Here is a 24,574-nt window from a genome sequence, read left to right as displayed (position 1 = left end):
CCACCTCAACCCGGAGCCCCGATGAACGATCCCGTCGCCCCACCGCAGCACAGGCAGGCGCGCGGCACTGCCACCGAGCGCCTCTCCCTGCGCGAAGTCCGCGCGCTGGCCATCGCCGTGCTGCGGCATCACGGGTTCAGCGATCCGCATGTCGAGGCCGTGGCCGATACGCTGGTCGCCGGCGAGCGCGACGGCTGCGCTTCCCATGGCCTCTACCGGCTGCTCGGCTGCATCGCCACGCTCAAGGCCGGCAAGGTGTCGCCGGACGCCATGCCCAAGCTGCACGAGATGGCGCCCGCGCTGCTGCGGGCCGATGCCATGCGCGGCTTCTCGCAGGTGGCCTACAAGACGGCGCTGCCGCACCTGATCGGCAAGGCCCGCTCGCAGGGCATCGCGGCGCTGGGCATCAACCGCTGCGTGCATTTCTCCGCCTTGTGGGCGGACATCGAACCGCTGACCGACGCCGGCCTGGTCGCCCTGGCCTGCACGCCCAGCCATGCCTGGGTCACGCCCGCGGGCGGCAGCAAGCCGCTGTTCGGCACCAATCCGCTGGCCTTCGGCTGGCCGCGCGCCGGCCAGCCCGCTTTCATCTTCGACTTCGCCACCAGTGCGGTGGCGCGCGGCGAGATCGAACTGCATCGCCGCGCGGGCAAGCCGATCCCCGAGGGCTGGGGCATCGATGCCGACGGGAAATCCTGTACCGATGCCGCCACCGTGCTGGACCACGGCGCCATGCTGACCTTCGGCGGCCACAAGGGCGCAGCCCTCGCCGCCATGGTCGAACTGCTCGCCGGTCCGCTGATCGCCGACATGACCAGCATGGATTCGCTGGCCTACGATGCGGGCACGAAGTCGTCGCCGATGGGGGGCGAGCTGATCATCGCCATCGATCCCGCGCGCTTTCTAGGCGCGCAGTGCGAGGCGGAGCTGGCGCGGGCGGAAAGCCTGTTCGAGGCGATGCTCGGACAAGGGGCGCGGCTGCCTTCGCAGCGCCGCTATCGGGCGCGCGAAGCCAGCCTGCGCCATGGCGTGCTCATCCCGCGCGCGCTGTATGACGACGTCGTGGCCCTGCTTCCGCGCAGCGCGGCCTGAGGATCGCTACAGCAAACCCAGCTGCCGCGCGATAGCCACCGCCTGCGTGCGGTTGCTGGCGCGCAGCTTGGCGCTGATATTGCGCAGGTGGGTGCGCACTGTGGTCTCCGAGACAAAGAGCCGGTCAGCCATCGCCACATTGGAGAAGCCCTCGGCCAGCAGCTGCAGCACCTTCTGCTCCTTGGGCGTGAGCGGCTCCAGCAGGCCGTGGCGGGCCTGCATGGCGGCGGGGTCGGCTGGCTCCGGGGCGCCGCCGCAAGCCTGCAGCAACCGCTCGACGTAGCCCGCGGACAGCGCGCTGCCCTGGCGCACGCAGGCCTCGCCCACCAGCCGCCGGATCTCGGCGCTCTCGTCGGCGAAGATGCGGATAAAGCCTTCCGCCGCCCCGAAGCGCAGTGCCTCGCCCATCGTCAGCAGCGCTCGCGCGGCATCGCCGCTGCGCTGGCAGGCCAGCGCCAGCAGGATGCGCAGCTTGAGCGCGCGCCGCATCAGTTGCGCCCGCTCGGCGGCAGCGAGTTCTTTCTCGATCGCCTCGCGCGTGGCGGCCGAGGGCTCGGTGAACAGTGCCAGCCGCAGCCGCCCCATGGGCACGTCTTCCACGTCGTTGGCAAAGGAACTGACGGCGCTGACGCCGGGCCGCGCCCGCCACAGTGCCGGGTCCGCCGCATGCAGCAGCGCCTCCTCCGCCGCATGCTGGTTGCCCTGCAGCAGGGCCAGCCGGGCGCGCTCCAGCATGGCGCCCAGCACCAGCCGCGGCAGGCCGCGATGATGGCCGAGGTGCTCGAGCGCGGCCAGCCATTCGTGCGCGCCGTCCACGTCGCCACGATCGCAGGCGATGCGGGCCAGCACGGTATGGCCGGTGATGATCTGGTCGGGCAGGCCGAGGTCGCGCGCCAGCGGTACGTACACATTAAGCAGGCGCTCCGCGCGCTCGCGCTCGTTGATCTCGTAGAGCGCTTCGGCCAGCAGGATGCCGGCCATGGCGTTGCCGTTGGTGGGACCATAGCGGTTCGGCAGCATGGTGCTGGCGGCAATGCGGAAACGCGCCAGCGCTTGCTGCAGGCGCCCCTGGCGCAGGTCGATCAGCCCCTCCACCGATTCCGAGAAAATCTTGTTGAAATTGCTGTCGGAACCGCGCACCACCTGGCGGGCCACGCCCAGCAGCCGGCGCGCCTCGCGGTAGTCGCCGGTCACCGCGGCCATGCGCGCCATCGAGGTGGCAAGGATGGAATCCGGGAACGGGTAGCCCATCGGCAGCGGCAGGGGATCATCGCGGCTGTAGGCGCGCGCCTCGTCGAAGCGGTCCATCATGTTCAGCAGCATATGGCGCAGCGCGCGCACGTGGGCCAGCAGGTCGCCCTCGGCGCCGGCCAGCGGGATGGTCTGCAGCAGCGCGATGGCGTCCGCCGGTCCGCGCGTAAACGACAAGGCCCAGACATGGGCGATCTGCAGCTTGGGCCACGCCGCCAGCGCGTCGGCCGGCACGGCGTCCAGCCAGCGCGTCAGCAGGCGCATGCGCCCCTGCGCCAGCAGGTCGTCCACGGAGCCCGCCAGCAGCGGCAGCGCGTGGCCGACCGCGCCGGCCGCCAGCGCATGTTCGATGGCGGGCACAGGGCGGCCCTGCGCCTCGTACCAGCGCGAGGCGGCCATCTGCAGCGCCGGCACCTCGTCCGGCATGCCCTGCTGGAGTTGCGCGCGCAGGAAGCTGGAGAACAGGCTGTGATAACGGTACCAGCGCGCATTGGGTTGGGCGGGACGCTCGGCGCCGCCGTGGCGTTCGCCGTCCAGCGGCATCAGGAACAGGTTGGCCCGCTCCAGCCAGGCGAGGATTTCCTCGCTGTCGGCGGTGCCGCAGACGGCGTCGCACAGCGGCCCGCTGAGCTGGTCGAGGATGGAGGTGCGCAGCAGGAAAGCGCGCACCGCATCGGGCAGGTGCAGGTAGACGTCCTCGACGAGGTAATCGGCAACGGCTGCGTTGGAGCCGGAAAAGCCGGCGATGAAGGCGTCCGGCTGGCCGCGCCGCTCCAGCGCCACCGAGGCCAGCCACAGCGCCGTGGCCCAGCCTTCGGTACGGCGGTGCAGCGTGGAGATGGCCGCGGGTTGCAGCGCCAGGCCGCGCGCGCGGCGCAGGAAATGATCGGTTTCGTCGGCGGTAAAGCGCAGCTGGGCAGGCTCGATCTCCAGCAGTTCGCCGCGCGCGCGCAGGCGTGCCAGCCCGGAATCCGGCACCCAGCGCGTGCCGACCACCAGCCGGCCGCCAGGCGGCAATTGCTCCACCACCTGCCAGACCAGGCCGGCAACGGCGGGATTCTGCAAGGCCTCGAAGTCGTCCAGGAACAGGGTAAAGGGGCGGTCGTGGCCCGCCATGCGGTCGATCAGCGCCAGAGCCTGCTCGCCCACCGGCCGAGGCGCCGGCTGGCTGGCGGCGAGCGGCGCGCCCCCCTTGCGCAGCACCAGCTCGAAAGCGGCTTCCAGCGAGCCGAGAAACCGCGTGGCGTCGTTGTCCGCGCGGTCCAGCGTGAGCCAGGCGGTGGCAACGCCGTCGGCATCCAGCCGCGCGCGGCATTGCAGCATGGCGGTGGTCTTGCCGAAACCGGCCGGCGCGCGCACCAGCACCAGCTTGACGAAGCCGGCCGCGCACACCGCGTCGCAAATGGCGCGGCGTTCCACCTGGAACGGGGTCAGCATGGGCGGGCGCAGCTTTGCCACCAGCGTGGCCGCGCGGGCGGCGCCCCCGTGGCCCGCGCTGGTCTCCTCGATTATTGCCATTCGCCGTGTCTTCCTGTTGGCGGCGGCATCCGCGCCGGGCGGATGCCGCGCGATCGGCACCGGCTTATGGTTGCCGGCTGCTGGCGCCACATGCGCCAGGGATCGAACGGCTGATTATGGCGTAAACGACCGCCTGGCACCCGGCGCACCCATGCGCGCCGGTGCCGCTGCCTAGACGAGCTTGTTCTCCCGTCCCGCCCAGTAGCGCTCGCGCAGCAGCCGCTTGAGCAGCTTGCCGGTCGGCAGCCGCGGCAGTTCGTCGGCAAAGTCCACCGAGCGCGGGCACTTGATGGGCGAAAGGTGCGTGCGGCAAAAGGCAAGCAATTCGTCGGCCAGCGCCGGGCTGGCGTGCGCCATGTCGAGTGGCTGCACCACCGCTTTGACTTCCTCCCCGAAGTCCTCGTTGGGCACGCCGATCACCGCCACGTCCATCACCTTGGGATGGGTCATCAGCAGGTTCTCGGCCTCCTGCGGATAGATGTTGACGCCGCCGGAGATGATCATGTTGGCTTTGCGGTCGGTCAGGTAGAGATAGCCGTCCTCGTCCACGTAGCCGACATCGCCCAGCGTGGTCCAGCCCGCATGCACGGGGTGGCGCGACTGCACGGTCTTCTCGGGATCGTTGTGATAGACAAAGCTGCGCCCCTCGGCGAAGTAGATGATGCCCGGCTCGCCCGGCGGCAACACGGCGCCGCTGTCGTCGCAGATACGCAACTCGCCCACCGACGCGCGGCCCACCGTGCCCTTGTGGCTGAGCCAGTCGGCGGAACCGACCGCGGTGGACCCGTTGCCCTCCGTGCCGGCGTAGTACTCCCAGATGATCGGGCCCCACCATTCGATCATCTGCTCCTTGACGGCCACCGGACAGGGCGCGGCGGCATGCACGGCAAAGCGCAACGAGGAAACATCGTGGCGCTGGCGCACCGCCCCGGACAGCTTGAGCATGCGCGAGAACATCGTCGGCACGACCTGGGTGTGTGTGATGCGGTGCGCGGCCACCAGCCGCAGGAATGCTTCCGCGTCGAAATGCTCCATCACCACCGAGGTGCCGCCGAGTTGCTGCACCGCCATGTTGTAGCGCAGCGGCGCCGCATGATAGAGCGGTGCGGGCGAGAGGTAGCGCATGTCCGGGCCGAACTGGTAGAGCGACTGGCACATCAGCGCCAGCCTGCCCGGCACGTCGATCTGCGGGTTGGCCGGCGGCGTGAATACGCCCTTGGGGCGGCCGGTGGTGCCGGAGGAGTACAGCATGTCCGTGCCCGCGCATTCGTCCTCGATGCGCCAGCCGGGGTATTGCGCCAGGGTGGTCTCATAAGCGATGAAGCCGGGCACGGCGCCGTCCATCATCAGGCGCGCGCCCAGGCCCGGCGCTTTGGCCGCCAGCCCCTGCGCCACCGCGGCCTGCGCGTGGGAGGTGACGAGCATCCTGGCGCCGCTGTCGGCCACGATGTGCGCCGCGTCGTCCACATTGAGCCGCGTGCTGATACAGACGTAGATCAGCCCCGAGCGCTGCGCGCCCCAGCACAGCTCGAACAGGCGCGGATGGTTCTCCAGCAGGAAGGCCACGCGGTCGCCGGGCTGCAAGCCGTGATCGCGGAACAAGCGCGCCACCTGGTTGGAGCGCTCGTCAAGCTCGCGGTAGGTGACGACGGTGCCGCCCGCCATGATGATGGCCGGCTTGTCCGGGGTGCGCTGCGCGTGAACATGCGGGTGCATGACTGACCCTCCTGGAAGTGGGTGTGGCAGAACTGGCTGACTGGATGGATGCCGCGGAATCCGGCATGGAATACGACGACCCACATTGTCCGGACACGCGGCCGTCCCGGGCATCGTCCGAAGCGACGAACGCGCCTTGACGCGGTGCCGCAATCGATGCGCAGGCGCGCTTGCGCGCCGGGGACGATTCGTCGCATCGGACGATGCAGCGCCGCAGCCGCTTCGCATAATGGCAGGTGCCCTAAAGCAACCGCGCCGAGGACCCACAGTGGATTTCCAATTCAGCGAAGAACAATCAATGCTGCGCGACACGCTCGCGCGCTACCTGGCCGATCACTACGACTTCGAAACGCGCCAGGCGGCGCTCCGCTCGCCGGCCGGCTGGCGGCCCGCATGCTGGAAGGCGCTGGCGCAGGAACTGGGCCTGCTCGGCGCGGCGTTCCCGGAAYGCTTCGGCGGGCTGGGCGGCGGCGCCATCGAACACATGATCGTGATGGAGCAGTTTGGCCGCCACCTGGTGGTAGAGCCCTACCTGTCAACCGTAGTGCTTGGCGGCGGCGCCTTGCTGCATGGCAGCGAAACGCTGGCGGCCAACTGGCTGCCCGCCATCATCGGCGGCGAAGCCACGGTAGCCTGGGCGCACGGCGAACCGCGCAGCCGCTATTGCCTGCACGACGTCGCGACCAGCGCCACGCGTGGCGAAGGCGGCTGGCGCCTGAGCGGGCACAAGGCCGTGGCGGTGGCCGCGCCGTGGGCCACGCACCTGGTGGTCAGCGCGCGCACCGCCGGCCAGCGCCGCGACCGCGCCGGCATCAGCTTGTTCTGGATCGAACGCAACGCGCCGGGCGTGACGCTGCTGGAATACCCCACGGTGGACGGCTCGCGCGCCGCCGACATCCTGCTCGACAACGTCTTCGTGCCGGACAGCGCCCGGCTGGGCGCCGAGGGCGACGCGCTGGCGCTGATCGAGCGCCTGAGCGACGACGCCGCCGTGGCGCTGTGCGCCGAAGCCGGCGGCGCGATGAGCCGGATGCTCGCCGATACGGTCGACTACGCGCGCCAGCGCAAGCAGTTCGGCGTGCCGATCGCCACCTTCCAGGTGCTGCAGCACCGCATGGCCGACATGTATGTGCAGCTCGAACAAACCGTGGCGCTGACCCAGGTCGCCGCCATGCAGGCAGGCGCCGATCCCACACAGCGCGCGCTTGCCGCCAGCGCCGCCAAGGCGCAGGCCGGACAGGCCGGCAAGTTCGTGGGCCAGGCCGCGGTGCAGATCCACGGTGGCATGGGCGTGACCGAAGAGCTTGCCGTCGGGCATTACTTCAAGCGCGTCACCGCCATCGACCTGCAGTTTGGCTCGGCCGAACATCACCTGCGCCGCTACGCCGACCTGCTGTATCCGGCTGCCGCGTGAGCGCACGCATCCCTGCCCGCACCGACGAACATCCCGAGGCCCACCGATGAATCTCGATTTCTCCCCGCAAGAACTGCAGTTCCGCGACGAGGTCCGCGCCTGGATCACCGAGGCCTTCGACCCCGGCCTCAAGGCCCTGATGGCGCGCACCAAGAATGGCTACCTCGACAAGGAAGGCCAGGTGCGCTGGCAGAAGAAACTGTTCGAGCGCGGCTGGGCCGCGCCCAACTGGCCCGAGGAATACGGCGGCCCCGGCTGGACGCCGGCGCAGCGCTACCTGTTCCAGGCCGAGACCGCCGCCGCCGGCTGCCCGACCGTATCGCCGATGGGCCTGAAGATGGTGGCGCCGGTGATCATGAAATACGGCAGCCCCGAGCAGAAGGCGCGTTTCCTGCCGCCCATCCTGCGCTCCGACATCTGGTGGTGCCAGGGCTACTCCGAACCCAACTCCGGCTCCGACCTGGCCTCCCTGCAGATGCGCGCCGAGCGCGGGCGCGATCAGGACGGCGAGCACTATGTCCTCAACGGCTCCAAGATCTGGACCACGCACGCGCAATGGGCCGACTGGATGTTCTGCCTGGTACGCACCAGCCGCGACGCACGCCGCCAGGACGGCATCTCCTTCGTGCTGGTGGACATGCGCACGCCCGGCATCACCGTGGCGCCGCTGCCCACGCTGGACGGCCCGGTCGCGGGCCAGCAGGAAGTCAACCAGGTCTTCTTTGAAAACGTGCGCGTGCCGGTCGAAAACCGCATCGGCGAAGAAGGCCTCGGCTGGACCTACGCCAAGTACCTGCTCGAATTCGAACGCGGCGGCAGCTATGGTCCGATGCTGCGCCAGCAACTGACCAAGGTAGCGCGCATCGCGGCGAACGAACCCGGCGAAGATGGCGGCCGCCTGCTCGACGATCCCGGCTTCCGCCGCAAACTGGCCGAGCTGCATGTACGCGCCGCCGCGCTGGAAGCGAACGAGCTGCGGCTGTTCTCCAGCGTAGCGTCGGGCACCTCGATCGGCGCCGCCTCCAGCATGCTCAAGCTGGCAGGCACCGAAACCATCCAGGCCATCAGCGAACTGGCGGTGGAAGCCGCCGGACCTTACGCGCTGCCCTTCGTGCAGGACGGATGGGCGGAACAGCAGGGACGCCCCGCGGGGCCGCAGATAGGCCCCGACTACGCCGCACCGCTCGCGCCGCGCTACTTCAACTATCGCAAGGCATCGATCTACGCCGGCTCCAACGAAATCCAGCGCAACATCATCGCGAAGCTGGTGCTGGGGCTCTAAGGTTGAGAGCCTCGGCAGCAATCGCATGAACGGCGGACACGAGCCACCGGAAGCAAATCCGGTGGCCTCTCCAGCGCGACGACATAACGAGCGCCCGCCCTCTCCCCCGACCCCTCTCCCGCAGGCGGGAGAGGGGAGCGAACCGGCGGACCGATCGATATCACCACGCGAAAATTCGGTGTAGCCGTGCGGAGCGCCCCCAAGGGCGGGCCGCACCCCAGCGCGATGCGAAGCGAGCCGTGAAGGTGTACCAGGCCGTATGGGGCGCCTTGTTTGCCTACTTTCTTGGCAAGACAAGAAAGTAGGTCGCCCCCCGCAGGGGGGTGAAACCGCCTTTGACTTTAGGCTTTTAGGTTTTCAGGGCTTTTAAAGCTAACCCCCCCCCTCAATTAACCCTCCGCTCAAACCCCTCCCAATAAGGCTCCCTCAACTTCCTCCTCAACAACTTCCCCGACGGATTCCGCGGCAACGCATCCACAAACTCAATACTCTTGGGAATCTTGAACCCAGCCAACCGCTCCCGCGCCCAAGCCACAATGCCATCGCGGTCAGCAACCTGCCCCGCCTTTAGCACGACAATCGCCTTGACCGCCTCGCCCCACTTCTCGTCGGGCACCCCGATCACCGCCACGTCGGCCACCTGCGGGTGGCCATAGATGGCACTCTCCACCTCAGCCGGATAGACGTTCTCCCCCCCGCTGATGATCATGTCCTTGACCCGGTCGTGGATATAAACATAACCCTCGGCGTCGAGATAGCCCGCATCGCCGGTCCGCAACCACCCGTCCGCATCGATCGTCCGCGCAGTCTCATCAGGCTGCTTCCAGTACCCCGCCATATTCTGCGGCGACCGGATCATCAGTTCCCCGACTTCCCCGGGCGGCAACCGCCGGCCCTCCCAGTCCACCACCACTACCTCGACATCGGGCAAAGGCTTGCCCGCGGCCCGCATACGCGGCACATCCTCGGTCGTATGGTCCTCCGGTGGCAACGCCACCACCGTGCCGGTGGTTTCGGTCATCCCGTACTGTTGCGCGAAGCCGCACCCGAATACCTCGATGCCTTCACGCAGCAACGCCGCGGGAATCGGAGCAGCCCCGTACAGCAAGGTCTTCAGGCGGGAGTAATCGATGCTGCGCGCGCGCGGATCGCGCAATACGAACTGCATCGCGGCAGGCACCAGGAACAGCTTGCTGACACGCTCGCGCTCGAAGAAATCCAGCACCGCGGCAGGATCGAAATCGCGCGCGACCACGCCCTTGGCCCCCGCCAGCAAGCTGCGCAACCCCCAGCCGGACCCACCGATATGCGCGACCGGCATCGCCACCAGCGAGACATCGTCATCCGTCCAGCGCGACCAAGGGATATCCTCGCGCTCGCTCGCCTCGGTGCCGGCGGTGAGGTTGCGATGGGTCAGCATGGCGCCCTTGGGGCGGCCCGTGGTGCCGGAGGTGTAAAGCTGCAGCACCACGTCGTGCGCGGCAGGCTGGTGCGCCGGCGGCACGGGTGCATGCGCGTCGCGCCACGCGGCATAGGCGGGCCAGTCCGCCTGGCCGCCTTCCATGGCGATCACGCCGCGCACCAGCGGCAACGCCGGCAGCAGCTTGCGCACCAGTTCCACCGATTCCGGCCCGGCGAACAACAGCGCGGCATCGGAGTGGCCGACGATATAGCCGACCTCCGGGGGCGCCAGGCGCCAGCTTGCCGGCGCCATCACGGCGCCGATCTTGGCGGCGCCCAGCAGCAACTCGAAATAGTGATCGCAGTTCTTGCCGATATAGCCGATACGGTCCCCCGGCCCGATGCCCGCGGCCAGCAGCGCCTGGGCGACGCTGTCGGTGTGGCGGTCGAACTCGCGGTACGTCGTGAGCCTGCCCTCGAAGGCATAGGCCACGGCATCGGGCCGCCGCTGCGCGAAGTGACGCAACGCGTGCGGCAATGTCGTCAGGTAACTGAAATCCATCAGCGCCTCCTTCTCTCGGTCCTGCTGCATGCGCGCGTCCTTTTCCTTGGGGTGAGAGATCAGCGCGGCGCCATGCGGATGGCGCCGTCGAGCCTTACCGATTCGCCGTTGAAATAGCTGTTGCGGCACATCTCCAGCGCGAGCGAGGCAAACTCTTCCGGCGCGCCGAGCCGCTTCGGAAACGGCACCGAGGCGGCCAGCGCTGCCTTGACGTGCTCCTGCGCGCCTTGCAGCAGCGGCGTATTGAAGATGCCGGGCATGATGGTGTTGACGCGAATGCCTTCGCCGGACAGGTCGCGCGCAATGGGCAGGGTCATGCCGACCACGCCGGCCTTGGAGGCGGAGTACGCGGCCTGGCCCATCTGCCCGTCCTGCGCCGCCACCGAGGCGGTGTTGATGATGACGCCGCGATCGCCGTCGCGCGCGTCCAGTGTCAGCATGCCGGCGGCCGAACGCGCGAGGCAGCGGAAGGATCCGATCAGGTTGATCTGGATGATGCGCTCGAACGCATCCGAGGCAAAGAAGCGGATCTGGTCCGGCGCTTCCTTGGCCCGCGATGCGGTCTTGATGGCGTTGCCGGTGCCGGCGCAGTTGACCAGGATACGTTCCTGGCCCAGCGCCGCGCGTGCCTTGGCGAAGCCGGCTTCGACCTCGGCCTCCGAGGTCACGTTGACCTGGCAGAACACGCCGCCCAGTTCGCGTGCCACGGCTTCGCCCTTTTCCGCATTCATGTCGAACAGCGCGACGCGCACGCCGTGCGCCGCCAGCGCGCGCGCGGTGGCTTCGCCCAGGCCCGAGGCGCCACCCGTGATGACTGCCGTTACCGTTGCATCGAGTTCCATCTCTTCTCCACGTTTTCCCGTATCTGCTGAATCATTCCCGTCGGCGCGCGGCGATGCGCGGGCGGTGGAATGCCTGCGTCCGGCAGACCGCGAAGCGGCCCGGCCAGCGTGGTATGGAGATTCGGGGATGGCGGCGCGGCACGCATCGTCGGAAGCGACGAATGCATGAAAACACACCGGACGCCGCATGGCAGCGCCCATGCCGTCGCGCACGGGATGCTCCCGTGCGCAACGGCTTGCTGCGGCCTTGCGAATGGACGAACGGACGAATGGACGAGTTAATGAACTGACGAGCCGACGGACGCGCGTGTGCCCCGGAACCTAGCGCCTCGTCGCCAGGTGATACAGCAGCAACAGGATGACCGCGCCCACCACGGCACCGATAAAGCCGGCCGACTGTCCAGTCCGGTACCAGCCCAGCGCTTGCCCGAGGAACGTCGCGGCCAGCGAGCCGACAACGCCCAGGCCGGCGGTGAGGAAGAAGCCGCTCGGTCCGCGGCCCGGCGTTAGCATGCGCGCAACCAGCCCGGCGAGAAAGCCGATTAGAACGACCCAGATCAAGTGCATGTCATGCCCCCCGGCAGCGATGTTCGTTGCTCACTTGCATGCCTTGCCGTGATCCGCATGGAAGCCTTGCGCGGTAGCATCGGCTTCACTCATGTAGGCGCCGCTCTTGGTCTTGCCATAGTACTTCGTGCCGGGGCAGTGATAGACCTTGGAACTCTTGTTGACCCATACCTGACCGGGCCCGCCACCCGGTGCGGCGGCACCGGACGCGGCGGCAGCGGGCGCGGCCGGCTTGGCCATCGGTGCGGTGGTGGCGGGCGCGGCAGGCTTGGCCATCGGCGGGGCGGCCGCGGGAGCGGCCGGAGCCGCCGGCGCGGCCTGGGCACGCGCCAGGTGCGGGATCGAGACGAAGAGCGCGGCGGCCAGCAGCATGGGCAAGCCGACGCGCCGGCTGAACATGGCGGGCGAGACGGTGACGGCTTTCATAGCATTCATGACAGGCTCCTGCGGTAACAATGCCAATGGGACAAGGAAACGACAGGGCTGCAGACAGCCGCAACCCGACCGACACGCAATACCTCACTCAACGGCCCGCATCGCCACTGCGTTGACCGCGAGCCCGGCACCGCACGCGTGCCCCGGCTTTGGGAGGGATCGGCCACACGTACGATGTGCCTCTGAATGCCCATGACGGCAAAGCGCTGGCCGAACAGGGGTGCGGTATCCGCGATGCGCTACAGTGTCAGGCATTCCCCGGCTAGGACCGGCAGCCCTCTACGTGCATGCGATGACGCTCCTGAACAGGTCCCCGAAAACGCCAATGGCCACCACCCGCGCCAGTGGCGCCGCACTGGTTCCGCTGCTGCTTGGGCTGTGGCTCGCGCTGGCCGGCGCCTTGCTGGCGCGCCCGGCGCTCGCGGCGCCGCCCGGACTGGCCACGCTGGCGGCAGCCGTCAAGGCCGACGCCGCGCCGGCCTCGCACCCCGCCGCCAGCGAGCCGCTTGCCCAGTCGCTTGATCAGGTCATCACCACGTTGCAGAGCGACAAGGATCGCAAGGCCCTGGTGGAGCAGTTGCAGACGCTGCGCCAGGGTGTCGATGCGGCCAGCGCGGCGTCGGCGCCGCAGCCGGGCCTGCTCGGGGCGATTGCCGAGGCGGTGGACCACCTCGACGCGACACTGGGCAAGGACAAGGGGCCATGGCATTACTGGCGCTGGCGGATCGATTTCGCCGGCGAGGAGTGGCAGGCCGCGCTGACCGTCAACGGGACCCGCTCGCCGTGGCAATCGGCGCGGGAGTTCTGCACGGTGCTCTCGGCCTGGTTCCTGGCCGGATGGCTGCTGCTGGAGGTCGTCAGGCGGGTGCGCCACCGGCGCATCCGGCCGGCCGTGCGCCACGAGTTGCCGACAGTACCGTCCTGGATGGACGTCGGGCTGTACATGTTGCGCAGGGTGGCGCCGTGGGTCGCGGCCTTCGCCCTGGCGATGCTGCTCTCCAGCAGCATGTTCGAGCGCTCGCCCGCCAGCGTGGCCGGCATGGTGATCGCTTATTCGGTGGTGGCGGGAGCCGTGATGGGTGCGGTGTGCCAGGTCATCTTCGCGCTGTTCAGGTCCGCGCATCGCTCCCACGCGGTGCATGACCTGCTGCTGCACTCGCGCGGGCTGCTGTTCGCCACCGGCGTCCTGGCGGCACTGGGCGACGTCACCAACGACGCCCGGGTGATCGCCTCGCTCGGCACCAACCTCTCGGCGCTGATCTCCACCGTGGCCAATATCGCCGCGGCGCTGCTGATCGCCTGTTTCACGCTGCGCTTTCGCCGGCAGATCGGCCAGATCATCGGCAACCGGCCGCTCGCCTTCCGCCAGGAACATCCCGCCATCATGGATCTGTTGCGCCTGGTGGGCTCGACCTGGCACCTGCCGGTGCTGGCGGTGGTGGTGGCCTCGGTGGCCGGCACAGTGCTGGCCACCGGCCACGCCGACATCTTCCTGCGGCGCACGGTGGGCTCGGTAGCGTTGTTCGTCGCCGCGCTGCTGCTGACGCTCATCACCGGCCGCTCGCCCAAGGCCGCGCACCGCGCGCCACGCTTTCGCGACCGCCAGCGCTCGGCCTACCTGGCGCGTTTCGGGCGCTTCGCCGTGGCGCTGGTACGGGTGGTGATCTGGTTCGCCTACTTCGAACTGGCCAGCCGCATCTGGGGCATATCGCTGCTCTCGCTGATCGAGTCGACGCCGGTCGGCAAGCGCATCGGCGAGGCGGTGTTCAGCGTGACCAGCACGGTGCTGATGTCCTGGCTGCTGTGGCTGCTGATCGATACGGCCATCACGCAAACGCTGACGCCTGCCTATGGCCGCGGGCAGGCGCCCAGCCTGCGGGCCAAGACCATCCTGCCGCTGGTGCGCAATGCCTTGTTCGTGGCGCTGCTGGTCATCACGCTGATCGTGGTGCTGGCCAACCTCGGCGTCAATGTGACACCGCTGCTGGCCGGCGCCGGCGTGGTCGGCCTGGCGATCGGCTTCGGCGCGCAGAGCCTGGTGCAGGATCTGATCACCGGATTGTTTATCGTGGTGGAAGACTCCATCGCGATCGGCGATTCGGTGGAACTGCCCGACCATGCCGGCACGGTGGAGGCCATGACCATCCGCACCGTGAAGCTGCGCGACGGCAAGGGCGCGCTTCACGTGCTGCCGTACAGCCAGATCAAGGCCATCAAGAACATGTCGCGCGGCTATGCCTATGCCGTGTTCAACATCGGCGTGGCCTATGGCAGCGATCTCGATCGCGCCATCGAACTGATCCGCGAGACCGGCAACGAAGTAGCACGCGATTTCCGTTACGCCCGCAACCTGCTGTCCGGCCTCGATATCCTTGGCCTCGATCGCTTCGACCCCGGCGGGTCGGTGGTGCTGGCCCAGTTCAAGACCCGGCCGCTGACCCAGGCGGAAATCACGCGCGCCTTCAACCTCCGGCTCAAACGCAAGTTTGACCAGCACGGCATCAGCATGGCCACCCAACGGGTGACGGTGCAGGTCGAAGGCGGAACACTCGCCGCTGGCCAGGCAGTTCAGGCCGATGACCTGGCAGCTGGTGCCGCCGCCGCCCGCACGCCAGGCGCGCCCGCCGCCGGCTGAGCCTGCGACGGGATGCACAAGACGCACGCAGAAACGGGTACGCCTTGCCGGCCCGTGTGCCGGGCGGCGGTATTTCAGCGCTGAAATATTTTGAAATAATCGGCAAAACAACAGCTTATACAACACTGCCGTTTGCGAAGTTATGCTCGGATACGCATAATGCCGCCAGCGGTAACGCAGAGAAACGGCGCCCTGTAAAACGGGCGACCCGATCCTGTCCGGTGGCGCACGCCACATCGGAGCCGGCCATCGCGAGCCAGCCGTACCAGCTGGCCAGGAAAAAGCGCAAAGCGGAATCGGGCGAAAGCCACCGGGGAGAAAAACAATATGGGCTACCATCCATCGGCGGACGAAGACTTCCATCGTCTGATCGATTCGATCTATGAGTCGGCGCTTGATGTCACCGCCATGCCTGCCGCGCTCGGCCTCTTCTCCAGCTACACCGACACCGACAGCCCGCATTACCTGGTATGGGACAAGTTGTCCGGGCAGGCACGCCTCGGCGTCACCCCGCACGGCTGCTTCTCGGCGCAAGGCACGCATGTCCCGGAGGGCCTGCACGCGCTGGCGAACCTGCCGGCGCGCACGCTCGCCGTCGCCCACGCGGGCGAAGGCGAGGACGAAGCACCCTGGCGAGCGCCGGCGCATGGCGCCGACCTGGAGCAAGGCATCCGCCTGCTCGATACCGCCGAGGTCTGCGTGCTGATGGGCGGCACCGGCCGCGACGGCCGGCAGGGCGCCGGTTTCGGTGGCACGGACGCCTCGGCCTGCCGCAGCCGGCGTCTGGCGCGCGTGCTGCCGCACTGGGCACGCGCCGCGCGCATGCAGCAGCGCAACTTCGAACTGAGCGGCCTGGCCGCCCTTGGCCTGGCCGGGCTCGATTCGCTCGACTTCGGCGTGATGGTGCTGCAGGCCGACATGCGTGTGCGCTACGCCAATATCTGGGCCGAAGCGCTGGTGCAGGCCGACAGCCAGCTGGCGCTGGAAAGCGGCGTGCTCACCGCCCACGATCCCAACCTGCACGTCACGCTGCACAAGCTGCTGGAGCGCGCCATGCATCCCCGCAGTGGCGAGGCGGCGGCCGGCTCGTGGATGCATATCACTTCGGGCGGCCAGCCCGTGCCCATCATCGTGCTGCCGCTGGTGGCGCGCCAGCCGGTGGAAGGCCCGTGGCAACTGCCGTTCGCCATGGTGCTGATGGGCAATTCGGAATCGCGCTCGGTGCTCGACACCTCGGTGCTGACCTCGCTGTTCGGCCTGTCGCGCAAGGAAAGCATCGTCGCCATCCGCCTTGCGGCCGGCGAAACCCTCAACGAAATCGCCGAACGCGAGTTTGTTTCTCCGCATACGGTACGCGTGCATATCCGCGACATCCTGCGCAAGACCGGCACCCACCGCCAAAGCGAACTGGTGCGCCTGCTACACCTGCTGCCGGGCGTGGCGCTGGAACGCGCCGGCACGCCGCGTGGCGGCCGGGTGTCCATCTGATCCAGGCCACGAGCCCGGCCTAGCCGGCCGCGGCGCGGGCTACCTCCAGCAGGCGCTGCACCTGGCGATCGTCGCTGTCGGTGGGCGTGGCCAGCGCAATGCCGATGCGCGCGGCCGGCCGCGGACTGGTCAGCCGCAGGAAACGCACGCGTCGGTTGGTATAGCGCGCCGCCACGCTGGGCACCAGCGCCACCCCCAGGCCGCTCTCCACCAGGCTGACGATGGTCTGCACCTGCACCGCCTCTTGCGTCACACGCGGCACGAAGCCCGCTTGCTGGCAAAGCATCATGGCCACCGCCTGGAGGTTTGGCACATCCGCGATCGGATGCATGATGAAGGGCTCGCCAGCGAGTGCCTTGAGCGCGATCGCATCGCTCGCGGCAAAGCGGCTGTCGGCCGGCACCGCGGCCACGAATTCGTCGGTCTCCAGCGGCATGAGCGTATAGCCGCCACTGCTCAGGATGGGAAAGCGCACCAGCCCGGCATCGAGCTGATGGCGCTCCAGCCGGTCCAGGATCGCCGCCGAGGTGGATTCATGCAGGATCAGCTCGATGCCAGGGTGGGCCGCGCGGAACGCCGGGATCAGCCTGGGCAGCAAGGCATAGGTAGCCGATCCGACAAAGCCCACGCGCAACGCGCCGCGTTCGCCATGCGCCGCGGCCAGCGCCGCCGCACGCGCCTGGGCCACGTGGAACAGCGCGCGCCGGGCATCGTGCAGCGCGGCCTCGCCGGCCTGGGTCAGCCGCACCCCGCGCGAAGTGCGCACGAACAGCGGCGTGCCGAGCGAATCCTCCAGCTTGCGGATCGAAATGGATAGTGGCGGCTGCGCCATGTGCAGGCGCTCGGCCGCGCGATGGAAGTTCCCGGTCTCGGCCAGGGCAACGAACTGCTGAATTTGACGAAGGTCCACGTTGATATCCGCTGAATATCGGATCCTAAAAATCTAATATTAGACGCAAACCATTGCCCTGTTCTACCCTGTGACCATCGGCATTCGCACGGCCACACCCGGCCGCAAGCGGCAACCGGCACAAGAACAGACAGGAGACCCCAGGCATGTTGCCCCTCTCAGGCATCCGCGTGATCGACCTATCCACGGTCGTGATGGGCCCGTACGCCAGCCAGTGGCTGGCCGACCTCGGCGCCGAAGTGATCAAGGTGGAACCCCCCGAAGGCGATTCCACGCGGCGCACCGGCCCCGCCGCCGAAGACGGCATGTCGGCCATCTTCCTGGGCGTGAACCGCAGCAAGAAGAGCGTGGCGCTCAATCTCAAGCTGCCCGCGGCCCAGGCCGCGCTGGAGCGCCTGCTGGCGAGCGCCGATGTGTTCGTGCACAGCATGCGCCCGCAGAAGCTGGGCGGTCTGGGGCTGGAACCCGCCGCCGTGATGGCGCGCCATCCGCGCCTGGTCTACGTCAGCTTGCTGGGCTTTGCCGAGGAGGGTCCCTATGGCGGCCGCCCGGCCTACGACGACATCATCCAGGGCTTGTCCGGCAACGCCGCGCTGATGGCGGCGCAAACCGGCACTGTGCGCTATTTCCCCACCATCGCGGCCGACAAGACCAGTGGCCTGGTGGCGGCGCTGTCGATCTCGGCCGCCCTTGCCGGGCGCGAGCGCCAGGGCGGCAAGGGCACGCTGGTGGAAGTGCCGATGTTCGAGTCGATGGTGGCCTTCAACCTGGTCGAACATCTGTACGGCCAGCATTTCGAACCGCCGCGCGGGCCTGCCGGCTATCCGCGCGTGCTGGCGCCACTGCGCCGGCCGTACCAGACCGCCGACGGCCACGTCTGCATGATGCCGTACACCGATGCGCACTGGCGTGACTTCTTTACCGCCGCGGGCCGTCCCGACCTGGCGGCCGACGCGCGTTTCACCGGCATCGCCGCGCGCACGCAGCATATCGAAACGCTGTACGAACTGACCGGCGAAATCGTGCGCGCGCGCACCACCGACGCCTGGCTGGCGCTGTGCGAAACGCTGCAGATCCCGGTCGCGCGCGTCAACCAGCTCGCCGAACTGGTGGACGACCCGCACCTGCGCGCCACCGGCTTCTTCGACATGCTGGACGACCCGGCCATGGGCACGCTGCGCTTTCCCGGCGCACCGGTGCGGTTCGACGGTGAACGCGCGGCGCCGGCACTGCCGCCGCGCCTGGGGGAGCACACCCGCGGACTGCTCGGCGAGGCGGGCCTGACCACCCAGCAGATCGACGAGCTGGGACGGGACGGCGCAGCCTATTGCGCGCCCCCGGCCGCCGACGCCTAACCCCTGCCCCATTCCCGCTCCTAACATAAAGGAAGCCGGCCGCCGATGGCGGCCCTCACCAGGAGACGCCGTGCCCCATACCCAACTTCCCCGCCTCGGCCAGGGCTTTTATTGGCAGGACATCAAGGAAGGCCAGGCCTTCCAGACCTTTCGCCGCACCGTGACCGAGACCGACCTGGTCAACTTCATCTCGGTCACCGGCATGCTGGAGGCCATCTTTATCGAAGCGGGCTACGACGGCGGCGCCATTCATGGCCGGCCCGTGCCCGCCGCGCTGACCTACGCGATGATCGAGGGCTTCATCCTGCAGACCATGATCCAGGGCACCGGGCTGGCCATGCTGGAGCTGACCCAGAAAATCCTGGCCCCGGTGGTGGTAGGCGACACGATCTGGGCCACCGTCACCGTGACGGGCATCCGCCCGACCTCGCGCAACGGCCGCGCCGTGGTGGACTCGGACATCGAGGTCTTTAACCAGCGCCATGAACGCGTCATGACCTATTCCGCCCGGCGCCTGCTGGCCGGCCGCTAGCCCGTTGGCCCAGTTAGCCCGCGGCGCGAGCCGCCAACACCGGAGGAGACTGCATGCCAGGACAAGGCAAGAAGAAAAACGACAAGACGGATAAAGGGACCAGCGCGGCGATTCGCCGCCGCAGCCGCAGGCTCGCCCTGCTGGCCCCAGCGATCCTGGTGCTCGGCGCATTCGCAACCCCTGCCCGCGCCGCCGGCTATCCCGCCCACCCCGTCAAGCTGGTGGTGCCGTTTCCGCCGGGCGGGCCCACCGACCTGGTGTCGCGCGTCATCGCCAGGAAGATGTCGGAGGAACTGGGCCAGCAGGTGATCGTGGACAACCGGCCCGGCGCCAATGGCAATATCGCCGCGGAGCTGGTCGCCAAATCGCCGGCGGATGGCTACACGGTGCTCTACAACACCTCGTCGATCGCGCTAAGCCCGGCGTTGTACAAGCATCTGTCCTACGACGTGCGGCGCGACTTCGCCCCGGTGGCGATGACGGCGATGGTGCCGCTGGTGCTGGAGGTCAACGCCCAGGTACCGGCCACCAACCTGGCCGAGTTCATCCAGTACCTGAAAGCCAACCCCGGCAAGCTGACCTACGGCTCGGCCGGCAACGGCAACGTGACCCACCTCGCGGCTTTCCTGTTCCTGCAGGCCAACGGCCTGTCGGCGGTGCACGCGCCCTACAAGGGCAGCGCGCCGGCGCTGACCGACCTGGCCGGCGGCCAGGTGCAGTTCATGACCGACACCATCAACTCCTCGCTGCCGTTTATCCGCGACAAGCGCATGAAGGCGCTCGCGGTGACCAGCATCACGCGCAGCGCGCAACTGCCCGATGTGCCGACCGTGGCCGAGACCGTGATGCCTGGCTTTGAGGTGGGCGCCTGGCAAGGCATGCTGGTGCCGGCCAGGACGCCGCCCGAGATCGTGCAAAAACTCAACGCCGCCACGCTCAAGGCGCTGGCCGCGCCGGACGTGCGCGCCAGCCTGGCCGCGCAGGGCGCCGAGCCGCGCGGCAACAGCCCCGAAGCCTACGGGAAGTACCTGGCGCAGGAAATCACGCGCTGGCAAAAGGTGGTGAAGGACTCCGGCGTGACGCTGGAATGATCCGCCCCTTCCCCATCGCGCGCACCGCCTGTCACGGAGAACCGTCTTGACTTCCCTGCTGAGTACCTTCCAACTCACCGCCCTGCCACCGGCGGCTGCCGCCTTCCGGCGCGAGGTGAAAGCCTTCCTCGCCGAACATCTGCCCGAACTGCCGCCCGAGAAGCGCGCGCGCTCCTGGATGGGCTTCAACGCCGGTTTCAGCCGCGCGCTCGCGGGCCGCGGCTGGGTGGGCATCACCTTGCCCGCGCAATACGGCGGCGCCGGACTCGATCCGTTCTCGCGCTTCGTGCTGGTGGAGGAACTGCTGGCCTGCGGCGCCCCGGTTTCGGCCCACTGGATTGCCGACCGCCAAAGCGGGCCGCTGATCCTGCGCTACGGCAGCGACGAGCAGAAAGCCTTCTACCTGCCCCGCATCTGCAAGGGCGAGGCCTTCTTCTGCATCGGCATGAGCGAGCCCAACTCCGGCTCCGACCTCGCCAGCGTGGCCACCCGCGCCGTGCCCGAGCCGGACGGCGGCTGGCGCCTGAACGGCCGCAAGATCTGGACGACCAATGCCGACCGCTGCCACTACATGCTGGCGCTGGTGCGCACCTCCGGCAATGCCGAGGACCGCCAGCGCGGTTTGTCGCAGGTCATCGTCGACCTGTCCGCGCCAGGCGTCACGGTGCGCCCGATTCATGACCTGGCGGGCGATGCGCACTTCTCCGAAGTCAGCTTCGAGGACGTGATGCTGCCCGCGCAGGCACTGGTCGGCCGCGAAGGCAGCGGCTGGGAACAGGTCAACGCGGAGCTGGCCTTCGAGCGCAGCGGGCCGGAACGGCTGTATTCCAGCGTGGTGCTGCTCGATACCTGGATCGCGGCGCTGCGGCGCGTGCCGGAGGCGCGGCGCGACACCGTCACCATCGGCCGGCTGGCGGCCAGGCTGGCGGTGCTGCGCGCCATGTCGCTGGCGGTCACGGCCCGGCTCGCCGCTGGCGAAAGCCCGGTGGTGGAAGCCGCGCTGGTCAAGGACCTTGGCACGGAGTTCGAACAGTCCATCCCCGCGCTGGCCGAAGCCGCGCTGGGCGCCGACCCGCAACTCGCCGCCGATCCCGGCCTGTACCGCACCCTGGCCTATGTCAGCCAGGTCGCACCATCCTATTCGCTGCGCGGTGGCACGCGCGAGATCCTGCGCGGCATGATCGCCCGGGGCCTTGGCCTGCGCTGAACCGGAGTTCCAACATGCATAACGCTTACTCGGACGCGCTCGATACCGTGCTGCGCGACTGCTGCACGCCCGCCGCAGTCCGCGCCGTGGAACGCGGCGAAGATCACCAGCCGCTATGGCAGGCGCTGCAAGACAGCGGCTTTGCCGACTGCCTGCTGCCGGAGGACGCCGGCGGCGCCGGCCTGCCGCTGGACGACCTGGCGCCGGTGTTGTTTACGCTGGGCCGTCATGCGGTGCCCTTGCCGCTGGGCCAGACGCTGTTCGCCCGCGCGCTGCTGCATGCCGCCGGGCTGGCGGTGCCGCCCGAGCCCATCGCGCTCGCGAGCTTCGACAGCGGCGCGGATACCGCGCTGGTACCCGGGGGCGCGCAGGCGGCGTGGTTCCTGGTGCAGGAAGACACGCACTGCGTGCTGCTGCCGCGCGCCCAGGCACAGGCCAGCGCGACCGGCGTCCATGCGGACCTCGCCGTGAGCCTGCCGCGCCCCCCGCGCGATGGCTTGCCCGCCTTCACGCTGCCGGCCGGTGCCCTGCGCCAGACCGGCGCCTGCCTGCATGCCGCGCAACTGGCTGGCGCGATGTCGCATGTATTCGAGATGACGCTGCAATATGCCAACGACCGCCAGCAGTTCGGCCGCGCCATTGGCAAGTTCCAGGCCATCCAGCACCAGATCAGCATCATGGCCGAGCACGTCACCGCCGCGCGCATGGCCGCGCAGATCGCCTGCGCCGCCGGTGGCTGGCGGCCGGACCCGCTGCGCGCGGCCATCGGCAAGCTCAACGCCAGCGAGGCCGTCACGCCGGTGGCTGCCATCGCGCACGCCGTGCAYGGCGCCATCGGCATCACCGAKGAATACGACCTGCAACTCTATACGCGCCGCCTGCATGCCTGGCGGCTGGCAGACGGGTCGGAAACGTACTGGGCGCGGGTGGTGGGTGAACTGGTGTGCGGCCAGGCCGGGCCAGGGGTGGTGGATACGGTGCGTGGCTGGAGTACCGACGCGGCCTGAACCGCAGAGCCGGCCAGGCCGGCCTAGCCGGCTTCCGGCTCGCGCTGCAGCAGGCCCCAGCACTGGCGAACGAGTTCGTCCTCCAGCGCAGGGCTGCCGAGCAGGGGCGAGCGCTCCAGCGAGGCCGCCCGCACCACGCCGAACAAGGCGCGGGTCAGCGCAAACATCTGGGCCGGGGCAGGCACCCGCAGCGCGCCCATGCCGAGCGCCTGCAGTTGCGCGCCAATCCGTTCGCTGGCCATGCGCAGCGCCGCCACGGCGTCTTCGTCGCGGTCGTGGCGCCAGGCCAGGCGGGCCAGCGCGCGGGTGTGGTCATCGTACCCGCCGAAACTGAGCACATAAGCCTGTACATAGGCGCGCAGCGCGGCGCGGGCGGCTTCCTTCCCGGACATGCCCGCCGTGGCCGGCACCGCCGCCATGCGCTCGGCCAGCATCGTTTCCAGCGCGATCATGGCGGCGTCGCGCTGTTGCTCGATCAAGGCCCGGAGGATGGCCGCGCGGTCGGCGAAGTACTGGTAGAGCGAGCCGACCGATACGCCCGCCAGGGCGGCGATCTGCTCGGTGGTAGGTTCGGGCTGGCCACGCATCTCGTGTTCCGCGAACAATTTCGCCGCGGCCTGCAAGATGGCTTGCACGGTATGTTGCGCGCGCTGCTGCGAGGGCTGGCGGCGCTTGGGCGGTTCGGTGGCGGCGGGCATGATGGAATCTGAGCGGAAAGCGAATTGGCCGGCATGCGGTAAGCCGCTAGATTGTCGCACGCTGCCCGTCACGCACGGGCCATCGAGACAGGTCCCAGATCATGCATGCCGCTTCCTCGCCGTCACCCGTTCCACCAACATCGACAGAGCCGGCTTACGCCCCCGGCGTGCACCGCGCGCCTACCGCGATCGTAGCCGGCGCCGGCATTGCCGGCCTGTGCGCGGCGGATGCACTCGCGCGTGCCGGCGTGCAGGTGCGCGTGTTCGAAGCCGCCCAGGAGGCTGGCGGCCGCATGCGCACTGAAACCTTCGGACGGCATGTGATCGAATGCGGCGCGCAGTTCCTGTCCACTGGCTATACGGTGCTAGCGGCACTGGCGCGGCAGCTAGGCCTGGCTGGCGGYCTGCGCGCAGCCAGCCAGGTCAACGCGGTGATACGGCAAGGCCGCCCGTGCCGCGTGCGCGCGCAGAGCATGCTGGACCCGCTGCGCAGCGGCCTGCTGGGACTGCCAGCCTGGCTGCGCCTGGGGCTGGCGCTGGGCCGTGAAGGCCGCGCACTGCGCACGCTGCCGCTCAACGACCTGGGCCAATGGGCTCGCTACGACGAGGAATCCGCCAGCGAGTGGCTTGACCGCCGTGGCTGCGGCGAAGCGCTCGCCTACGTCACGGAGCCGTTGCTGCAAGGCTTCTATTTCCTCACGCCGGAAACATCGTCCGCGGCGCTGATGCTGCTGGCCAGCGGCTTCGGCGCGCGCCGCTGCAGCACCACCTCGCTGGCCGGCGGCATGCAGAGCCTGCCGCGCGCGCTGGCGGGCCCGCTACGTGTGGAAACAGGACGGCGTGTCGATGCCATCCGCCAGCAAGACACCGGCGTGGTAGTGAGCGGTGCGGGCTTCGAAGCCCGCGCCGACTTTGTCGTGTGCGCGTTACCGGCACCATTCGCCCGGCAAGCCTGGCCGGGCGCGGACGCGCTGGAGCGCCGCCTGCTCGCCACCGGCTACAGCCGCACCATCAACCTGTCGCTGCTCGCGCGGCCTGATTTCCGTGTGCCGCGGGCCCTGGCGGGCACCTATGGCGTGCTGGTGCCGCGTGCCGAGCGCCGCCATGTGGCCGCACTGGCACTGGATGCGGGAAAGCACCACCTTGGCGACCCCGCCAACGGACACGGACAGGTGATCCAGGTCATGCTGGAAGACCGCCCCGCCGCCGACCGGCTGGGCGCAAGCGATGCGCAAATCCTCGCCGACGTGCTGCCCGAGGTCGAGCGCCACCTGCCGGGGATTTCACGTCAGATAGAGGACTGCCTGGTCACGCGCTGGGCGCAGGCGATGCCCGCCGTGCCGGTCGGCCGCGCCGCCGATGTGCGGGCGTACCGCAGCCGTCCGCCTGCACCACGGCAACGGGTCTTCCTGGCGGGGGACTATATGAACGCGCCCTTCACGGAGGCTGCCGCGGCGACCGGGCACTGGGCCGCGGAGGCCATCATGCGGACGCTTCAGGCGGCGGCACGGGCCGGCGCGCGGCCGGCGTGACGCCGCGCGCGGACAACCGACAGCAGCCGCCCGCGCGGT

19 protein-coding genes are annotated in these 24,574 nt (G+C 69.0%); 11 read left to right on the top strand and 8 right to left on the bottom strand.

The window, feature by feature from the left end:
• Window positions 1–21: 21 nt before the first annotated feature.
• Window positions 22–1,092 (top strand): Ldh family oxidoreductase, encoded by a 1,071-nt coding sequence (locus tag AC1DN0_RS00740; RefSeq protein WP_441636149.1) that lies wholly within the window; start codon window positions 22–24, stop codon window positions 1,090–1,092.
• A gap of 6 nt (window positions 1,093–1,098) precedes the next feature.
• On the opposite strand, the gene AC1DN0_RS00735 is transcribed toward AC1DN0_RS00740, so the two are convergent.
• Together AC1DN0_RS00735 and AC1DN0_RS00730 are read right to left on the bottom strand one after the other, a co-directional pair.
• The gene (locus AC1DN0_RS00735; RefSeq protein ID WP_477111154.1) at window positions 1,099–3,861 is read right to left on the bottom strand and encodes a winged helix-turn-helix domain-containing protein; all 2,763 of its coding nucleotides are present in this window, start codon (window positions 3,859–3,861) and stop codon (window positions 1,099–1,101) included.
• 171 nt (window positions 3,862–4,032) lie between these two features.
• A complete protein-coding gene (locus tag AC1DN0_RS00730) occupies window positions 4,033–5,577 on the bottom strand; it encodes an AMP-binding protein (protein ID WP_441636145.1) in 1,545 nt (514 codons plus the stop codon).
• A 268-nt stretch (window positions 5,578–5,845) separates the two neighbouring features.
• On the opposite strand from AC1DN0_RS00730, the gene AC1DN0_RS00725 reads away from it, so the two are divergent.
• Both AC1DN0_RS00725 and AC1DN0_RS00720 read left to right on the top strand, forming a co-directional pair.
• Window positions 5,846–6,991, top strand: a complete 1,146-nt coding sequence (locus tag AC1DN0_RS00725; RefSeq protein WP_477145470.1) for an acyl-CoA dehydrogenase family protein — start codon at window positions 5,846–5,848, stop codon at window positions 6,989–6,991.
• Between the two features lie 46 nt (window positions 6,992–7,037).
• Window positions 7,038–8,273: an acyl-CoA dehydrogenase family protein gene (locus tag AC1DN0_RS00720; protein WP_441636141.1), complete on the top strand. Its 1,236-nt coding sequence runs from the start codon at window positions 7,038–7,040 to the stop codon at window positions 8,271–8,273.
• A 385-nt stretch (window positions 8,274–8,658) separates the two neighbouring features.
• On the opposite strand, the gene AC1DN0_RS00715 is transcribed toward AC1DN0_RS00720, so the two are convergent.
• The 4 genes from AC1DN0_RS00715 to AC1DN0_RS00700 form a co-directional block, all read right to left on the bottom strand.
• Window positions 8,659–10,236, bottom strand: coding sequence for a fatty acid--CoA ligase (locus AC1DN0_RS00715; RefSeq protein ID WP_441636158.1), 1,578 nt, complete (start codon window positions 10,234–10,236; stop codon window positions 8,659–8,661).
• A gap of 59 nt (window positions 10,237–10,295) precedes the next feature.
• A complete protein-coding gene (locus tag AC1DN0_RS00710; protein ID WP_045235399.1) occupies window positions 10,296–11,078 on the bottom strand; it encodes an SDR family NAD(P)-dependent oxidoreductase in 783 nt (260 codons plus the stop codon).
• 321 nt (window positions 11,079–11,399) lie between these two features.
• Window positions 11,400–11,645: a GlsB/YeaQ/YmgE family stress response membrane protein gene (locus AC1DN0_RS00705; RefSeq protein WP_441636139.1), complete on the bottom strand. Its 246-nt coding sequence runs from the start codon at window positions 11,643–11,645 to the stop codon at window positions 11,400–11,402.
• 30 nt (window positions 11,646–11,675) lie between these two features.
• A complete protein-coding gene (locus AC1DN0_RS00700) occupies window positions 11,676–12,080 on the bottom strand; it encodes a hypothetical protein (protein WP_447431580.1) in 405 nt (134 codons plus the stop codon).
• Between the two features lie 325 nt (window positions 12,081–12,405).
• On the opposite strand from AC1DN0_RS00700, the gene AC1DN0_RS00695 reads away from it, so the two are divergent.
• Together AC1DN0_RS00695 and AC1DN0_RS00690 are read left to right on the top strand one after the other, a co-directional pair.
• On the top strand, window positions 12,406–14,715 hold the full coding sequence (locus AC1DN0_RS00695; RefSeq protein WP_477111153.1) for a mechanosensitive ion channel family protein: 2,310 nt from the start codon (window positions 12,406–12,408) through the stop codon (window positions 14,713–14,715).
• A gap of 327 nt (window positions 14,716–15,042) precedes the next feature.
• Window positions 15,043–16,203 (top strand): helix-turn-helix transcriptional regulator, encoded by a 1,161-nt coding sequence (locus AC1DN0_RS00690; protein WP_441636867.1) that lies wholly within the window; start codon window positions 15,043–15,045, stop codon window positions 16,201–16,203.
• 19 nt (window positions 16,204–16,222) lie between these two features.
• Here the strand turns inward: AC1DN0_RS00690 and AC1DN0_RS00685 are convergent, their stop codons facing one another.
• Complete coding sequence (locus AC1DN0_RS00685) at window positions 16,223–17,113, bottom strand: LysR family transcriptional regulator (protein ID WP_441636865.1); 891 nt, start codon at window positions 17,111–17,113, stop codon at window positions 16,223–16,225.
• A gap of 146 nt (window positions 17,114–17,259) precedes the next feature.
• Here AC1DN0_RS00685 and AC1DN0_RS00680 point away from each other — a divergent pair, with 146 nt between their 5' ends.
• From AC1DN0_RS00680 to AC1DN0_RS00660, 5 genes are all read left to right on the top strand, one after another.
• Window positions 17,260–18,468, top strand: a complete 1,209-nt coding sequence (locus AC1DN0_RS00680; protein ID WP_441636863.1) for a CaiB/BaiF CoA transferase family protein — start codon at window positions 17,260–17,262, stop codon at window positions 18,466–18,468.
• A gap of 70 nt (window positions 18,469–18,538) precedes the next feature.
• Entirely contained in the window at window positions 18,539–19,000 is a 462-nt protein-coding gene (locus AC1DN0_RS00675) for a MaoC family dehydratase (protein WP_035863165.1), read from the top strand.
• A 53-nt stretch (window positions 19,001–19,053) separates the two neighbouring features.
• A complete protein-coding gene (locus AC1DN0_RS00670) occupies window positions 19,054–20,091 on the top strand; it encodes a Bug family tripartite tricarboxylate transporter substrate binding protein (protein ID WP_441636861.1) in 1,038 nt (345 codons plus the stop codon).
• Between the two features lie 46 nt (window positions 20,092–20,137).
• The gene (locus tag AC1DN0_RS00665; protein ID WP_035863167.1) at window positions 20,138–21,298 is read left to right on the top strand and encodes an acyl-CoA dehydrogenase family protein; all 1,161 of its coding nucleotides are present in this window, start codon (window positions 20,138–20,140) and stop codon (window positions 21,296–21,298) included.
• 14 nt (window positions 21,299–21,312) lie between these two features.
• Window positions 21,313–22,305: an acyl-CoA dehydrogenase family protein gene (locus AC1DN0_RS00660; protein ID WP_477145469.1), complete on the top strand. Its 993-nt coding sequence runs from the start codon at window positions 21,313–21,315 to the stop codon at window positions 22,303–22,305.
• Between the two features lie 23 nt (window positions 22,306–22,328).
• Here AC1DN0_RS00660 and AC1DN0_RS00655 read toward each other — a convergent pair whose 3' ends face one another.
• Window positions 22,329–23,003 carry a TetR/AcrR family transcriptional regulator gene (locus AC1DN0_RS00655; RefSeq protein ID WP_441636856.1) on the bottom strand — a complete coding sequence of 225 codons (675 nt, stop codon included), beginning with the start codon at window positions 23,001–23,003 and terminating at the stop codon, window positions 22,329–22,331.
• Between the two features lie 101 nt (window positions 23,004–23,104).
• Between AC1DN0_RS00655 and AC1DN0_RS00650 the strand changes: the two genes are divergently transcribed.
• Entirely contained in the window at window positions 23,105–24,535 is a 1,431-nt protein-coding gene (locus AC1DN0_RS00650) for a protoporphyrinogen/coproporphyrinogen oxidase (RefSeq protein ID WP_477111152.1), read from the top strand.
• Window positions 24,536–24,574 lie beyond the last annotated feature (39 nt).

The sequence above is a fragment of the Cupriavidus sp. 05N39 genome, from assembly GCF_056397325.1.
Note: the sequence above shows the minus strand (reverse complement) of the source record. Positions and strands in the feature narration are given on the sequence as shown.